General features: G+C 70.1%; 14 protein-coding genes. 9 read left to right on the top strand and 5 right to left on the bottom strand.

Annotated elements, in window-relative coordinates; translation table 11 throughout:
- Positions 1 to 18: 18 nt before the first annotated feature.
- The 3 genes from ACIHFB_RS26705 to ACIHFB_RS26695 are packed head-to-tail and all read right to left on the bottom strand — an operon-like array spanning position 19 to position 3,976.
- On the bottom strand, positions 19 to 1,953 hold the full coding sequence (locus ACIHFB_RS26705) for a glycoside hydrolase family 9 protein (protein WP_365282935.1): 1,935 nt from the start codon (positions 1,951 to 1,953) through the stop codon (positions 19 to 21).
- On the bottom strand, positions 1,950 to 3,308 hold the full coding sequence (locus tag ACIHFB_RS26700) for a sensor histidine kinase (protein WP_400128126.1): 1,359 nt from the start codon (positions 3,306 to 3,308) through the stop codon (positions 1,950 to 1,952). The genes ACIHFB_RS26705 and ACIHFB_RS26700 overlap by 4 nt, the downstream gene beginning before the upstream one ends.
- A complete protein-coding gene (locus ACIHFB_RS26695) occupies positions 3,305 to 3,976 on the bottom strand; it encodes a winged helix-turn-helix domain-containing protein (protein WP_400128125.1) in 672 nt (223 codons plus the stop codon). The genes ACIHFB_RS26700 and ACIHFB_RS26695 overlap by 4 nt, the downstream gene beginning before the upstream one ends.
- A 238-nt stretch (positions 3,977 to 4,214) precedes the next feature.
- On the opposite strand from ACIHFB_RS26695, the gene ACIHFB_RS26690 reads away from it, so the two are divergent.
- The 7 genes from ACIHFB_RS26690 to ACIHFB_RS26660 all read left to right on the top strand — a co-directional run bounded on the left by ACIHFB_RS26690 (position 4,215) and on the right by ACIHFB_RS26660 (position 11,549).
- Complete coding sequence (locus tag ACIHFB_RS26690) at positions 4,215 to 5,090, top strand: helix-turn-helix transcriptional regulator (RefSeq protein WP_365282938.1); 876 nt, start codon at positions 4,215 to 4,217, stop codon at positions 5,088 to 5,090.
- A 159-nt stretch (positions 5,091 to 5,249) separates the two neighbouring features.
- Positions 5,250 to 6,080 (top strand): helix-turn-helix transcriptional regulator, encoded by an 831-nt coding sequence (locus tag ACIHFB_RS26685; protein WP_400128124.1) that lies wholly within the window; start codon positions 5,250 to 5,252, stop codon positions 6,078 to 6,080.
- Positions 6,081 to 6,135: 55 nt separating this feature from the next.
- Positions 6,136 to 6,999 (top strand): helix-turn-helix transcriptional regulator, encoded by an 864-nt coding sequence (locus ACIHFB_RS26680; RefSeq protein WP_400128123.1) that lies wholly within the window; start codon positions 6,136 to 6,138, stop codon positions 6,997 to 6,999.
- A 177-nt stretch (positions 7,000 to 7,176) separates the two neighbouring features.
- A complete protein-coding gene (locus tag ACIHFB_RS26675) occupies positions 7,177 to 7,743 on the top strand; it encodes a flavin reductase family protein (protein ID WP_400128122.1) in 567 nt (188 codons plus the stop codon).
- Positions 7,744 to 7,916: 173 nt separating this feature from the next.
- Positions 7,917 to 9,314, top strand: coding sequence for an amidohydrolase family protein (locus tag ACIHFB_RS26670; protein WP_400128121.1), 1,398 nt, complete (start codon positions 7,917 to 7,919; stop codon positions 9,312 to 9,314).
- A gap of 81 nt (positions 9,315 to 9,395) precedes the next feature.
- Positions 9,396 to 10,157: an Atu4866 domain-containing protein gene (locus ACIHFB_RS26665; RefSeq protein WP_365282943.1), complete on the top strand. Its 762-nt coding sequence runs from the start codon at positions 9,396 to 9,398 to the stop codon at positions 10,155 to 10,157.
- Positions 10,158 to 10,319: 162 nt separating this feature from the next.
- On the top strand, positions 10,320 to 11,549 hold the full coding sequence (locus tag ACIHFB_RS26660; protein ID WP_400128120.1) for an MFS transporter: 1,230 nt from the start codon (positions 10,320 to 10,322) through the stop codon (positions 11,547 to 11,549).
- A gap of 160 nt (positions 11,550 to 11,709) precedes the next feature.
- Here the strand turns inward: ACIHFB_RS26660 and ACIHFB_RS26655 are convergent, their stop codons facing one another.
- On the bottom strand, positions 11,710 to 12,357 hold the full coding sequence (locus tag ACIHFB_RS26655) for a dihydrofolate reductase family protein (RefSeq protein WP_365282945.1): 648 nt from the start codon (positions 12,355 to 12,357) through the stop codon (positions 11,710 to 11,712).
- Positions 12,358 to 12,485: 128 nt separating this feature from the next.
- Here ACIHFB_RS26655 and ACIHFB_RS26650 point away from each other — a divergent pair, with 128 nt between their 5' ends.
- Together ACIHFB_RS26650 and ACIHFB_RS26645 are read left to right on the top strand one after the other, a co-directional pair.
- Positions 12,486 to 13,370 (top strand): LysR family transcriptional regulator, encoded by an 885-nt coding sequence (locus ACIHFB_RS26650; protein ID WP_400128119.1) that lies wholly within the window; start codon positions 12,486 to 12,488, stop codon positions 13,368 to 13,370.
- A 171-nt stretch (positions 13,371 to 13,541) separates the two neighbouring features.
- On the top strand, positions 13,542 to 14,390 hold the full coding sequence (locus ACIHFB_RS26645) for a PhzF family phenazine biosynthesis protein (RefSeq protein ID WP_400128118.1): 849 nt from the start codon (positions 13,542 to 13,544) through the stop codon (positions 14,388 to 14,390).
- A gap of 18 nt (positions 14,391 to 14,408) precedes the next feature.
- Here ACIHFB_RS26645 and ACIHFB_RS26640 read toward each other — a convergent pair whose 3' ends face one another.
- Positions 14,409 to 14,987 (bottom strand): dihydrofolate reductase family protein, encoded by a 579-nt coding sequence (locus ACIHFB_RS26640; protein WP_400128117.1) that lies wholly within the window; start codon positions 14,985 to 14,987, stop codon positions 14,409 to 14,411.
- Positions 14,988 to 15,027 lie beyond the last annotated feature (40 nt).

The raw sequence follows: 15,027 nt of genomic DNA, 5'->3' as shown, positions 1-15,027 counted from the left end.
GCCGGGGACGCAACCGAGCTACTCGCCGTCGGTCTGTGCGGTCAGGGCGAAGGCCAGCAGCGCCGTCGTGGTGAAGTCCAGTGCGGGTTCCACGGTCTGCCAGGCGCCCACGTCGTCGACGTACCGTGCGCCCTTGCCGTCGAAGTCGGTCCAGGCCCCCGACGGTGGGGCGGCGGAGCATTTCTTCATGGTCGGGAAGCCGTTCAACTCCTCCAGCTTCGAGGCCTCGTTGGGGCCGTTGACCACCGCGCCCCGCAGGATGGCGCCGCTGCCGTCGCGACTCCCCGCTAGGTTGGCAGACTGGTGCTCCGGGCAATGCGGATAGACCTCACCCGCGCCGATCATGAAGCTGGTGCCCCACGGGTTGGCACCGAGGGCCCAGCCCCGCTGCCGGCCGGCGAAGGCCGCGTAGCGGCTGTCTCCGGTGGCCTTGGCGTAGAGGCGGGCGGTGGCCACCAGCCCGAACGTGTGCGGTACGGCGTCGAAGTCGTCGTAGACGGCACCGGCCCCGAACGGGTCGTGCCCGGCGCGGGCGACACCGTCGTCCAGCTGGCGGCGCAGGTCCTCGTACAGCTCCTCGGCCCCGATGCCGTTCGTGCGGGTGCCGTCCAGGACGGTGGCCAGGTCGACGTGGGCCAGGGCGCTGACGTCCGCGACGTTCAGGGTGCCCTTGACGTCGGAGTCCAGATAGTCGCCGGCCCATCCGGCCGCGGCGTCGGCCCAGTCGCCCTCCCGGTCGTCCCCGAGTTCCCGTGCGGCCAGGGCCAGTTCGGCGCCGCCGAACTCCATGTCGTCCTGCCATGAGTCCTCGGGATAGAAGGCGCCCGGGAACGCGGTGACGAGCGGCTCGTCGGGGTTGTGGTCGGCGTCGGCCAGGTCGTAGACGGCAGCGGCCTTGTCCAGCCACTCCTGGGCCGCCGCCTCGTCCGTGGCGGCGGCGCGCTGTGCGGCGAGCGCGAAGACCCCGGCCACCCGGCCCGCCAGATTGGGGCTGATCGCCTCGCCCGGGTCGGCCGCGCGGAAGACCGGCCGGTGCTTGATCGTGTAGTCCGGGTCACCGGGCGACACCCTGAGCCGGTCGTCGGCCTCCGGCAGCCGCCATACGTCGTGATCCGTCCGTACGGCTTCGTTGCCCACGCCGATGCCGACCTGGGCGTAGAGCGTCTCGCTGTCCTCGTCCCACATCCGGTCGAGCCAGGCCAGCCCGTGCGAGGCCTCGGCCGAGAGCTCCGTCATGTCCGGCAAGTCGCGTTCAGCGAGCAGGAGTTCGGTGACCGAGTAGGAGGTGGTGGCGGTGAACTTGAGGAAGTCGCCCGCGTCGAACCAGCCGCCCGAGACGTCGGCCTGGTCACCGGTCGGGGTCAGTCGGTCGTCGAGCAGCTCGTTGCCCTCGTCGTCGTAGCGCGGCTCGGCGTAGACGGTCGCGTCCCGGTCGGTCAGATGGGAAGGCCCGTGCCGGAGGGTGCCGGGAAGTACGTCGGCTCCGTCGCGCTGCGCCTGGAGGAAGCGGACGTTGTCGCGGACGAGCGGGGCCATCAGCTCATCGGCATCGGCGATCCGGAAGGCGGGGGAGCGGCCGGCCGCGGTGCCGGTCAGGACGAAGCGGTAGGTGCCGGGGGTGTCCAGCGCGGAGAGGTCGGCGCTGCGCACCGAGGGGTACCTGGCGTTCCAGCGGCCGGTGACGGTTCCGAGTCTGCCCGCCGTGACCACCTTGTCCTTGGCGTCGACGACCTTGAAGCGGGCGCCCGCGAGAGCCGCCGAGGGCCCCATGACGTAGGCCCGCTTCGCCTCGCCGCGGACATAGCCGACCTGGTCGACCCGGATCGCCACCTCGGTCGAAGGGGGCGTGCCGTCACCGCCGTAGGACAGGGCGTGCAAGCTCCCGACGAGGACCAGGGTGCCGAGTCCCGCGGCGCTGCCGATCAGCAGCCGGGGGTTGCGCAGAGAGATCATGCGCCCACGGTGCCCGGGCCTTCATGAGATGAAGATGAGGATGCCGGGGACGGGCTCGGCGGCAGCCGCAGCTCGGCGAGCAGACCGCCTCCGGGAGCGTCCGTGAGTCGGGCGGAGCCGTGATGGAGCTCGGCGACCCAGCGGACGATGGCCAGCCCTGCGCCTGTTCCCGAGGGAGCATCGGATCCCTCGGCTCCCGAGGCGGGTCCGGAACGTGTGGTGGCACCCCTGGTGTCGCCCCTGGTGACACCCCGGGCGAAGACCCGCTCCCGGTCCGCGAGCGGCACGCCCGCGCCGTGGTCGCGGACCGTGACGAGGCCGGGTGCGACGGTGACCTCGACCGGCGACCCGGCAGGCCCACCGTGCCGCTGGGCGTTCTCCACCAGGTTCCGTACCGCCTGGGCCAGCAGGTCCGGGTCCCCGTGCACCACCACCGGCTCGCCGCTCACCGTGACGCTGTCGTGGTCCGGCAGCTCCTCGACGGTGGTCTCCACCAGCTGGTCGAGGCGCAGGGGGATCAGCTCGGCCTGCTGCGCGCCGGCCTCCATGCGGGCCCTGGCGAGCAGTCCGGTGACCAGGCGGCTCAGTCGGTCCACCAGCCGTAGGGCCTCGTCGGAGGAGCCACCTCGCTCCACCACGAGCCGCAACGTCGCCAGGGGCGTACGCAGTTCGTGCGCCGCTTCCGCCAGGAACTGCTCCTGCTGCCCCAGCCCGCGCAGGGCGGGACGCATGGCCCGGCCGGAGAGGAGATGGCCGACGGCTGCCGCGCAGCAGACAAGGGCCGTGCAACCGAGGGCCAGCCATCGCACGAGGACTTGGTGATCGTGTTCGCTGCGCGCCAGTTCCGTGCCGACGAGCACGGCCGCACCGATCCGGTCGTCGTCCCAGACCGGAGCCGCCGCCCACCTCAGCCGCCCGCCGTCCGCGGAAGGTGCGCTGACCAGAACGGTCCCCTGGTCTTCCAGGACGCTTCGCCAGACATGGTCGAGCCGGTCCTGATCGGGCAGCCCGGAGCGCGCGGGAACGACGTGCCGAACCGACGGCGCCTGTCCCGGCACCGCCTCCAGGACGGCCAACACCTGTGCGCCCTGGGCGAGTTCGTCCTCGCGCAACGGCTCCAGGTGCAGCGTCCCCGCATCGAACCAGACCGCCCGCGAAAGGCCGGTGGCACGGCTCCCGACCTCGTGGTCGAGGCCGGAGCGGCGGGATAGGGCATCGATACGCACGGCGACAGCGGCGAGTACGACGAGACAGGCGGCGGTCGTCGAGGCGAACAGGAGCGTCATCAACCGCCGGGTACGCCGGAGCCGGGCCACGGCGGGGGAGAGCGAGGACGCTCGGTCCCGGCGGATCACGCCTGCGCCTCGTCGCCCAGGCGGTAGCCGACGCCGCGCACCGTCCCGATCGGATCGGGCGGCCCGAGCCGCCGGCGCAGCTGGCCGATCAGGACGTCCACCACATTGGACATCGGCTCGGTCGCCTCGTCCCAGCAGCTCTCGATCAGCTCGGTGCGCGTCACCACCTCACCCGCGCGCAGCATCAGCACCTCCAGCACCGCGAACTCCTTGGCCGACAGGCTGAGCAGCACGCCCGCCCGCGACACACGGCGCCGTGGAAGATCGACCTCCAGATCACCCGCCCGCAGGACCGGCAGCCGCGCGGGCTGCTCCCTGCGGCACAACGCACGCACCCGTACGACCAGTTCGGCGAAGGCGAAGGGCTTGACCAGGTAGTCGTCCGCCCCGTGCTCGAAGCCGGCCACCCGGTCGCTCACCGAGTCCAGCGCCGTCAGCAGCAGAAAGGGAAGCGCCGATCCCTGCCGCCGGTGCTCCGCGAGCAGCATGAGCGAATCGCCGTCCGGGACCGAGCGGTCGGCCACGACACAGTCGTAGCGGTTGACGGAGAGCTTGAGATCCGCTTCGGCCAGCGTCTGCGCGAGGTCCACCGCGAACCCCGCACCCCGCAGCTGAGCAGCGACGACGGGCCCCAGTTCGGGATCGTCCTCCAAGACCAATACGCGCATGGCCCGGAGCTTAGACCGTGCGGGCGGCCGGGCCCGGTGATCCACAAGTGCCGGGCGGCGTGGACCGGGATCAGGCGCGGTGGGCGGGATCGTGATTTCGGTGAGGGTGACATTGCGAGAAGCAGGGAGGCCAGCAGTTTCCTGGGAGAAGTGTTCCAAAGGGGCCGGAAATTCCTGGGAGAAGCGCACCCCCCCTTCGGCCCGCCACAGCCCGCCGAGCCGCCCTAACCTCGATGGCATGGACACAGACGAGTACCCGTTGGCCGAGAATGCGCTGGGAGGTTTCCTGCGCGCACGACGCGCTCAACTGCGCCCCGAGGACGCCGGGCTGCCCACGTCCGGCCGCCGCAGGGTGCCCGGTCTGCGCCGCGAGGAAGTCGCCACCCTGGCCGGTGTGAGCGCTGATTACTACATGCGGCTGGAACAGGGCCGCGAACGGCGTCCCTCGCGGCAGGTGCTCGAGGCCGTGGCCAAGGCCCTGCGCCTCGATGACGACGCCCTGGCACACCTGTACCGTGTGGCCACCCCCACTGCGCGCCGCACACGTCGCGCGCCCCGCGTCGAACGGGTCGGCCCGCACCTGCGGCGGCTCCTGGACAGCTGGAGCGACACGCCGGCCTTCGTCCTGGGCCACGCGCTGGACATCCTGGCTCGCAACGAGCTCGCGGCCGCCCTGTTCACCGACTTCAGGTCATGCGACAACCTGCTGCGCATGACGTTCCTGGACCCGGCCGCGCACCGCTTCTACCGCGACTGGGACCGTGCTGCCGAATCATGCGTGGCCGCACTGCGACGCGCAGCCGGCATCGATCCCGACGACCCGCGGCTGATGGAGATCGTCGGCGAACTGTCAATGAAGAGCGCCGAGTTCCGTGCGCTGTGGGCTCGCCACGACGTGCGGGGCAAGACCCGCGAGGCCAAGCTCTTCCACCACGCCGAGGTCGGCGACCTGGAGCTGCACTACGAAGCGTTCACCGTCAACAGCGCTCCCGGCCAGCAGGTCATCGTCTACCAGGCAGAGGCCGGCAGTCCCTCCGCCGACGCGCTGGCGTTGCTCGGTTCCCTGACCGCGGTGCCGACTCCCCGGCCGGCCCCGCTCGTCGGCCCGGACTGAGCCGCCGGACCGGTCCATCGTTTCCTGGGTGTATTGCGGCTACCTTCGCGACTTCCGACGCCCAGGGGCCTCGCGGAGAATTGCGGTATGAACCAGATCGTGGAGCTGGGAGAGTTTCTCCGTTCATGCCGGGGCCGGCTCAATCCCGCAGACGCGGGAATGCCCAGGACCGCTCGGCGCCGTGTCCCGGGCCTGCGTCGTGAGGAGCTCGCTCAGCTCGCAGGCGTCAGCGTCGACTACTACACGCGCCTGGAACAGGGGCGCAGCCGTACCGCCTCGCCGGAGATCCTTGAGTCTCTGGCGACGGCGTTGCGTCTGGACGACACCGAACGCGTACACCTGTTCGATCTCGCGAACCGGCGGCCCCTCCAGCCCCGGCGCCCCGCGCCCTCCCCGCCCGAGCAGGTCAGCCCGGCCGTCCACCAGCTGCTGAATACGCTGGATGCCGCCTGCTGCCCCGCATTCGTCCTGGGGCGGCGCACCGACGTGGTGGCTTCCAATCCGCTCGCTCGTGCACTGATTGCCGACTTCGACGCCATGCCCGCGAACGAGCGCAATCAGAGCCGGTTCGTCTTCCTCGACCACGCCGCCCGCGAGCTGTACGCGGACTGGGAGAGCGTCGCCGCGGACACCGCGGCCATGCTCCGCATGGACGCCGGACGCCACGCCGAGGATCCGCAGCTGGGCGAACTGGTCGGCGAACTCGCGGTGCGCAGCGAGCACTTCCGCGCGTACTGGGTCGAGCGCAGGGTTCACGAGCGCACCGAGGGAACCAAGAGCTACCACCATCCTGTCGTCGGCGACCTCACCGTCACGTACCAGGCCCTCGCCCTGCCCGGCGACAGCAATCAGACCCTGTTCATCTACAGCACCGAGCCCGGCTCCTCCTCCGAAACCGCCCTGCGATTGCTGGCGACATGGTCGACCGAGCCGCCCCTCGAAGAGCCGACCCGAACCGCCGCACCCAACGAGTCGGACACCGCCGCCTGACTTCCTTGCACACAGCCCCTCGCCGCATCCAAAAACGGGAAGGCCGGCCTGCGACATGAGCGACAGCACCCCCTTGGGAGAGTTCCTCAGAGCACGACGCGAAGCCCTCAAGCCGCAGGACGTGGGCCTGCCCGAGCACGGCCGTCGGCGGGTGCCCGGGCTGCGCCGCGAGGAGGTCGCGATGCTCGCCGGTGTGAGCGCCGACTACTACATGCGGTTGGAGCAGGGGCGCGAGTCCAGCCCTTCGCCCCAGGTCATCGGCGCTGTCGCGGACGCCCTGCACCTTGATGACGAGGCCACCGACCACCTGCGCAGACTCACCCGGGCACCGCAGGAACGCCGCACGCTTCCCGCAGGCCACGACCAGGTCGCCCCGCAGCTGCTGCGACTGCTCGACAGCTGGCCCGACACCCCTGCCTTCGTGGTGGGCCCGGCGCTGGACATCCTGGCGTGCAACGCCCTTGCATCCGCACTCCACAGTGGCTTTCAGCGGTTCGACAACCTGGCCCGCATGGTCTTCGTCGACCCGGAGGGCCGCGACTTCTACCAGGACTGGGACAACGCCGCCCAGTCGTGCGTTGCCGAAATCCGCGCGGCCTACGGGCACGACCCGAGATCTCCGCGGATCATCGAAGTCGTAGAAACCCTTTCCGGGAAGAGTCCGGAATTTGCCGAGCTGTGGGCACGGCACCATGTGAAGGGCAAGACCCGGCAGGCGAAGAACCTCAAACATGCCCGGGTGGGCTCCCTGGAGATCCAGTTCTCGGCCTTCACCGTCAATGGAGCCCCTCATCAGCAGCTGGTCGTCTATCAAGCCGAACCCGCAAGTCCCACTGCGGCCGCATTCGCCGAACTCCGCTCACCAGTGGACGACCGCGAGGGCGAGCAGGATCAGCGCGCAGCCGAGTGGATCCAGTAAGCGACTCATCACCCGTATCCTGGCCCTCGCGCACCCAGGAAAAACCCGGCCTTATCACGTCACCGAACGCTGGCCAGACTGGACGTACAGAAAAGCCGAGGACACCGTCCCGCGAATTCACTGAAAGTGCGATTGACCGCCTCCTCGGCAATTCCAACACGCCTCAGGAGACCAGCGATGACCAGCGTCAGTGACTTGCAGGAACACCCCTTGGACCAGGTCCACCGACTGATCGAGCCCGGCCCGGTGATCCTGGTGACCACACAGCATCGTGGCATCCCGAACGTGATGACCAACGGGTTCAACATGATGATCCGCCACGTCCCGCCACTGATCGGCTGCACCATCGGGCCGTGGGACCACAGCTACACCGCGCTGCGCGACACCGGGGAATGCGTCATCTCCATCCCTGGCAGTGAACTTGCCGAGACCACGGTCGACATCGGCAACTGCTCGGGCCAGGACGTGGACAAGTTCCAGGAGTTCGACCTGACCCCGCTGGCCGCGCAACAGGTGGAAGCACCGCTGATCGCCGAGTGTTTCGCGAACATCGAATGCAGGGTCGCCGACACTTCTCTGGTAGGCCCGTACAACCTGTTCGTCCTCGAACCGGTACGGGCCTGGGTCGATCCGTCCCAGCCGCACCCGCGGTTGTTTCACCACCGCGGCGACGGCACTTTCACGCTGGACGGCGAAACCATCGACCTCAAGGCCCGCATGACCAAGTGGCAATACCTGCTCTGAGGCGGCTCATGCGCGGCCTCGATCGCCTGTCGTCGCAGGACGTCGGCGACGGCGATCGTGGGTGTGGCGCACCTGGGGAAACGGCGGCCTGGTTGCCCCGCCGCGACCGGTCGACGCTGGTCTCAACAGGCCTTCGCGACAGGCCCACCGCACCTCTGCGAGGAGAACCTCCCATGAACGTCAACGACACCACCAGCGCCGCCATACTCGACCAGCTCCAGCGCCGGTCGGCCGACCCGCAGCGGCGGATCCTGTTCACCGGCGCCACCGTCGTCACGATGGACCCGGACCTCGGCGTCATCGACGACGGCGACCTCCTCGTCGAGGGCGACACGATCACCGCCGTCGGACATGACCTCAGCGCGGACGGTGCCGTGGTCGTCGACGCCACCGGCACGATCCTCACCCCCGGCTTCGTCGACACCCATCGGCACGCTTGGGAGGCCCAGCTGCGGCGGATCATGCCGGACGTCGACGACCTCGGCGGCTATGTGATGACCACCCTGGCCGGGTACGCCACCGTCTACCGGCCCCAGGACATGTACATCGGCACCCGCCTGGCCGCCCTGACCGCGATCGACAGCGGCATCACGACCATGCTCGACTTCTCCCACAACTCCCGCACCCGCGAACACTCCGACGCCGCCATCCAGGCCCTCCTCGACACCGGCATCCGCGGGGTGCACGCCTCCATGGGCCCGCACTTCGGCGACTGGGACCGGCAGTGGCCCGGCGACCTGACCCGCATCAAGGACCAGTACTTCAGCAGCGACGACCAACTGCTGACCCTGCGACTGGCGACCCTGGCCACCGACGAGATCTCCGGTCCGGCCCTCGCCTACGGTCCTGAACTCGCCCGCGTCGCCAAGGACTTGGGCATCGGAGTGAGCGTGGACGCCGTCTTCGGCACGTCCTCCTCGGAGGCGGTCCTGCGCTGGGGCAAGGACGGCATCCTCAGCCCCGACGTCACCCTCATCCACTCCACCGGACTGACCCCCGAGGCATGGAAGGTGATGGGGGAGACCGGTACCACCGTGGCGCTCGCCCCGACCTCCGACGCGCAGATCGGCCTGGAGACCGCGATCCCCGCAGTCGACGAGGCACTCGCCGTCGGTATCCGTCCGGGACTGAGCATCGACGTCGAAGTCGCCCTGGCCAGCGACATGTTCACGCAGATACGGGCCCTGCACGCCATCCAGCGGATGCGCGCGGTCAACGCCGCCTACGGCACCGACCAGCAGCCCTCCCGCATCACCACCCACGACGTGCTGGACTTCGCCACCCTCCAGGGCGCTCACACCAACGGCCTGGCCGGCGTCACCGGTTCACTCACCCCGGGCAAGAAGGCCGACCTGCTGGTCATCCAGGCCGAGGATCTCAACAACATGCCGCTCAACGACCCGATCGGCACGATCGTGCTGGGCTCCGACGCCCGCAACATCAGCGCCGTCCTCATCAACGGCGAGCCCCGCAAGTGGAACGGCCACGTCCTCGACGTCGATCTGGCCGCCCTGCGCGACGAGGTGCACGCCTCGCGCGAGTACGTCCTGAACACCACCACCACCGGCTGACAGCCCCGTCGGCTTCAGCGTCGCCGAAGCCACCGAACACACGCCTCGAACCTGCACCGGCAATCCATTGAGGAGCACGCAATGAGCACCACCGACAGCAACACCAACACCATGGACTGGAACACCAAGGCCCTCGACGAGATCCTCTCCAACGACGAGGGGCGTCCGGTCCTGTTCACCAACGCCCGCATCCTGACGATGGATCCGCTGATCGGGACCATGACCGGCGCCGACCTGCTGTTCGTCGGTTCCCTGCTCGTGGGCGTCGGCCCGGGCATCATCACCGCGGCGCAGGACGACAACGCCATCGTCGTCGACTGCACCGGCATGACCATCGCCCCCGCCGTCGTCGACACCGTCGCACTGGCCGGCGGCCGGGGCCACCGCTCGGAGTACGTCGCCACGCTGACGCCGGGCAACACCACCGACTTCCTGGTGGTGCCCGACGAGCTCGCCGCCGACGTGCCGAGCGCCCTCGCCACGCTCATGTCGCGGCCGGAGCAGGTGCGTTCACTGGTCGCGTCCGGCCGGCCCGTCCTGTGGGCCGGCACCGACGTCCCCGGCCGTGCCACCGCGCCCGAGGCGGGCATCCCGGCAGCCGAGGACCTGACCGGCGGCCCGCGGGTCGGCGTCTGGATCGACAAGAACGACTTCCTGCACCAGGAGCTCACCGCCGACGGCCGCTACGACGAGACCCGGGGCGGCCGCCCGCACGCCTACGAGGGCCGGTACTGGATCGACGGCGACCGGATCGACTACCTGGACGACCTCGGCTTCTGGGCCTACGGGGAGTTCCAGGGCGACGAGCTGCACCACGCGGGCTACGTCATGAAGCTCGGCTGACCTTCCTGAGAGCCCTCTTCCCTCCCGAGCATGCCTCTCCATCGTCCCCGGCCGTCCCGCCACGGCCGGGGACACCCACCGAATCCCGGTGGTGCCATCGGCCGATCGTGTCGCGCGCACAACACGCGGGGCGGCGACCAGACGCCCCCTCCTGGAGTCCCCATGTCCCACCCCACCGCCCTCCCCCGCCACGCAGCAGGGATCAGCACGCCGGAGCAGCCTCCGGCCTGGGCCCCCGCTGCGCCGACCATCGCACTGCTGACCGCACTCGGCGTCCTGATGGTCGGCCAGATGTACACCGTCCTCGCCCTGCTGCACCCCATGGCCACCTCGCTCGGCACGACACCGGGCCAGGCCACCTGGACGGCGACGGCGTTCGGCTTCGCCTATGCCGCCGGATTCCTCCTGGCCGGTCCGCTGTCGGACCGCTACGGATCGCGTGCCGTGATCACCGTCGGTCTCGCGGCCGCCACGGCGGCGACCCTGGCTGTCAGCGCGGCCCCCAACCTGACCTGGGCCGTCGCGCTGCGCAGCGTGCAGGGGCTGGCCGCCGCGGCGTTCGCGCCTTCCGCGCTCTCCTACGTCGTCCACCACATCGCGCCACAGCGCCGCGGCACCGCACTGACCTGTATCACCAGCGGAATGCTCGCAGCCGCCGTCGTCATGCAGATCGGCGCCCAAGCCGTCGCGGCCGGACTCGGCTGGCGCGCGGTCTTCTGGCTCAGCGCCGCCCTCATGGCCCTGAGCGTGTTGCCCGTCGGCCGGGTTCTGCGGCCCACCCTCCGCCAAGACACCGGCGGCGGACTGCTTCAGGCCTTCGCGGCGATGCCGAGGCTGGTGCGCCGGCCTCGTCTGGTCACCCTGTACCTGTCCACGGTGGTCCTGATGTCCGCCTTCGTCGCCGTCTACACGGCGGTGGCCATCGCCGGTCCGCCCAGCATCGCCGGGAACTCCTCCGCCATCCTCGCCCTGCGGGCCGGCGCACTGCCCGCCCTGGTCGCCGTCCCCCTGCTCTCCGTCGTGCTCCAGCGCCTGGCCGCACCCCTGCGCGCGGTCCTCGCCCTCGCACTGGCCGCCATCAGTGTCGCGGTCGGTTCCCTTCTCGGCGGCCACACCGTGTCGTTGGCCATCGCCCTGCTCCTGTTCGTGGCCGCCGTCGCCGCAGCGGCACCCGCCGTCGTCGAGACCATCAACACCAGCGCCCCGCACGCACGCGGCGCGGCCGTCGCCCTCTACGGATGCAGCATGTTCATCGGCGCCAGCCTGGGCCCGCAGCTCACCGGCGCACTCACCGGCCTGGGCTTCGGCGGCATCCTGCGCGTCGTCGCCGCTGCCCTCGTCCTCGGCGTCCTCCTGGCCCTGCCGGCGCTCCATCACCGGCGCACCCCGTAGCCACCCGGGTCCACGCTCGGGTCGGCGACGACGCGACGCCGGTCGATCTCCGAGGCCGCGTGCTCACGATCGCGGGCCGGGCGGGATCGTCCCGGGACGTGTCGGTGGACTCGACCGTCGCAGGCCCTGACCGCGCTCCGGGGTCCTCGACTGAGGCGGTTCAGCTCCCCACGCGGGTGAACGTCACATGCGTGACTCCGGTGGGCGAGGAGGCCGACTCGACCTCGTAGTCCTTCTCGGTGCCCTCAAGCCCGTCCCAGAGGCGCACGCCTCGGCCGAGCAGGATCGGGACGACCACGACGTGCATCCGGTCGATGAGCCCGGCAGCGAAGAAGTCGCGGACCACGGTGGGCCCGCCGCCGATGCGCACGTCCTGGCCGCCCGCTGCCTCGCGGGCCGTCTTGAGCGCGTCGGCGGGCGAGGTGTCGAGGAAGTGGAAGGTCGTGCCACCCTCCATCTCGATCGACGGGCGAGGGTGATGGGTGAGGACGAACGTCGGTGTGTGGAAAGGCGGGTTGGGCCCCCACCACCCCTTCCACTCCGGGTCCTTGTGCCAGCCGGGAGGCCCGAACTTCCCGGCCCCCATGATCTCGGCGCCGATCCCGGGTGCGAACTGCTGCGCGAAGGCGTCGTCGAGGCCCCCGGTCCCGCCGGGCTTGCCGGTCATCGTGTGCCAGAACCCGGTGGTGAACATCCACTCGTGCAGCCTTTCGCCGGCGTGGCCGAACGGCGCGTCGAGGCTCTGCACATCGCCGGTACCGAAGCCGTCGAGCGAGATGGAGAAGTTGTGGACGCGGGCGAGTGACATGGCTGGCGTTCCCTTCCGTCTGCGGATGGAGCTTCGTCGTCTCAGCTCGTCATGAAGCGATGATTGCCGTCCCGATGCCATGACGTCTAATGCCATTTCTTCCCATGTCTCATACATAAACTTAATCCATGCTGAACCTGACGCACCTCAGGGTTCTGGAGGCGGTCGCCCGCCATGGATCGGTGACCGAAGCGGCGAAGGAGCTGCACTACTCCCAGCCGTCGGTCAGCCACCACCTGGGGCGGCTGGAAGCCGTCACCGGAGCCAGGCTCATCCAACGAGCCGGCCGCGGTATCCGGCTCACCCCCGAAGGCGAACTCCTGGCACAGCGGGCGGCAGAGATCCTGGGACGGGTCGACGCCGCATCTGTCGAGCTGGCCGCCCGCGTGGGCCTGCGCGCCGGACGGGTACGGCTCGCCGGTTTCCAGACCGTCCTCAGCACCCTCGTCCCGAGGGCCGCCGTCGAACTGTCCCGGTCGTACCCGGGAATCGAACTGAACCTCGTCGATGCGCATCCGGTCGACGGCCTGCAGATGCTGCGTTCCGGACACGTCGACATCGCCTTGATCTTCCGGCATGCCGACACTCCGCTGGAGGAGGAGGGAGTCCGACTCACGCACCTGCTGGACGACCCCCTCCACCTCGTCAGCGACCAACCCCGTCAGCGTCTCGAAGACCACCGTGACTCCGCCTGGGTCGGCGGCTGCGAACGCTGCCGCGCCGCCACGATCACGGCATGCGAAGGCGCCGGCTTCACTCCCCGCATCGCCTACTCCTGCGACGACACGGTCGTCTCGCAGGCACTGGTCGCCGCCGGGATGGGTGTCGCCATCCTCAATGGCCTCGCGTTACAGGCTCACCGGGCGCCGGGCATCCACACCACACAGCTCACCGGCAACGCCCGCCGGATCTACGCCGCTACATACGGCGACCCGCCGGACCCACCCGCCACCACCGCGCTGATCGAGATCCTGGCAGCACAGGCCCGGGTATCGAACCCGGACGACGACTGAGGAGGGCAGCGCGATGGGGTCGACGACCCTTCCTCAGATCCTGGCCAATCAATCCACTTTGTTGTGGCTGGCCCTGTCCCTGCCGGGCGGACGCCCGCTGGGATGGACCTGCTTCCGCCGAGGGCGGGACGTGCAGAACCCGCTGCAACCCGTTGAAAGGCCAGGCTTTTGATGACCACGCCGCGTACGCGCTCGTTCGTCCAGGTCGACGTGTTTGCCTCGAGCCCCTATTCCGGCAACCCGGTCGCTGTCGTCCTGGACGGGACGGAACTGACCGATGGGGAGATGCAGCGCCTGGCGCGTTGGACGAACCTGTCCGAGACCACGTTCGTGCTGCCCCCCACGGTCCCGGAGGCGGACTACCGGCTGCGGATCCTCACTCCCGACGGTGAGCTGCCGTTCGCCGGGCACCCCACCCTCGGCTCCGCGCGCGCCTGGCTGGACGGCGGCGGCATGCCCCAGCACACCGACCGGATCGTGCAGGAGTGCGCCGCGGGCCTGGTCACCGTGCGCCGCGGCGAGGACACCCTGTCCTTCGCCGCCCCGCCACGGCTCCGCGACGGCGCGCTCGACGACGCCTATCTGGACCAGATCATGGCCGCGTTCGGCATCACGCGGGACCGGGTCGTGGCGCACCAGTGGGTCGACAACGGCCCCGGCTGGGCGGTGATCCAGTTGCCCACGGCCAAGGAGGTCCTCGCCCTCGAACCCGACCTGTCCCTCATCCCGACCGCGATGGTCGGCGCGATCGGCGCCCATCCCGAAGGGTCCCGGCACCGCTTCGAGATGCGTACCTTCGCCCCCGGCGTCGGCGTGCCCGAGGACCCCGCGTGCGGCAGCATGAACGCCGGCGTCGGCCAGTGGCTCACCTCCACCGGCACCGCGCCCTCCTCCTACCGGGTCTCCCAGGGCACGCGACTGGGACGGGCGGCGAGCATCGAGGTGACCGCCGACGCGGACGGCACCGTCTGGGTCAGCGGCGCGGCCGTCGTCTGCGTCCGCGGCACCATCACTCTCTGAGCAGGACCACCGGCTGGATCAGACATGCAGGGTGGGCCGGTAGACGAGCTCCTGGATGTGGCCGTCGAGTGTCCGGTGCTCGATCAACTCGAGGTCGAAGTCGGCCGCACCCTGGAAGATCGGGTCCAGCCCGGTCCGACCGGTGATCACGGGGAAGAGCGTCACCTGGACCCGGTCGACCAGTCCGGCGGCCATCAACGCCCGGTTCATCGACAGGCTGCCGTGTGAGCGGAGCGGTACCTCGGACTCCTCCTTGAGCCGGGCGACGACGTCGACGGCGTCGCCGCTGACGACCTTGGCGTCCGGCCAGTCGAGGGGGCCTTCGAGCGTGGTCGACACCACCGTTGCCGGCAGGCTCCTCATCCGTGTGACCCAGGGATCACGTACATCGGAATCCTCGGTGCTCGCTGCCAACATCTGCGCGAACGCCCTGTACGTGTTGGCCCCGAAAACCATCCGCTGCTCGTCCCGGTAGAGGGCGAGGCGGTGGTCGAGCAGCTCGGGACCCTGCTTGCCCCAGTAGCCGGTCCAGTCGCCGCCGGCGCCGCCGAAGCCGTCAAGGCTGGAAAAGACGTCGAAGGTATAGGTAGCGGTCATGATGCTCTCCTCGATCGCGGTTGATCGCGTCTCGGGGTTG

Source organism: Streptomyces sp. NPDC051963, from assembly GCF_044593495.1.
GTDB lineage: Bacteria > Actinomycetota > Actinomycetes > Streptomycetales > Streptomycetaceae > Streptomyces.
Note: the sequence above shows the minus strand (reverse complement) of the source record. Positions and strands in the feature narration are given on the sequence as shown.